This is a genomic window from Komagataeibacter sp. NFXK3 (assembly GCF_054182245.1).
Genome location: NZ_JAPIVJ010000097.1, coordinates 1 through 519, shown reverse-complemented (window position 1 = coordinate 519; position 519 = coordinate 1). Strand labels below are relative to the sequence as shown.

1 protein-coding gene is annotated in these 519 nt (G+C 69.0%); it reads right to left on the bottom strand.

From position 1 onward, the window contains the following. Positions 1 to 519: transketolase C-terminal domain-containing protein (locus OQZ28_RS17680; RefSeq protein WP_458136714.1), on the bottom strand; the 519-nt coding region annotated here is incomplete at both ends.

The window sequence follows — 519 nt, the reverse complement described above, 5'->3', positions numbered from 1 at the left end:
GGTTGCGCGCAAGCTGCTCGATCAGCGCGGTGTCGAGCGGCTTGGCGAAGCGGGCATCGGCCACGGTGGGGGCAAGCCCCTGCGCTGCCAGCATGTCAGCCGCCTTCAGCGCATCGGCAAGCCTCGGCCCGAGCGAGAGGATGGCGATGCCGCCCTGCTCGGGGCCGGACTGGCGCTGCATTTCACGCACGATTCGCCCGCGCCCGATCTCGATGATCTGGCCCGCGGCCGGCAGTTCCAGCCCCAGCCCCGCGCCGCGCGGGTAGCGCAGGCCGAGCGGGCCTTCGTCAAATGCGATGGCGGTGGCGGTCATGTTCAGCAGTTCAAGCTCGTCGCTCGGCGCCATGAGCGTGATGCCGGGCAGGCAGCCCAGATAGGCGATGTCGAAGGAACCGGCATGGGTCGCGCCATCGGCGCCAACAAGGCCCGCGCGGTCGATGGCGAAGCGCACCGGCAGCTTCTGCAGCACCACGTCATGCATCACCTGGTCATAGGCGCGCTGCAGGAAGGTGGAATAGA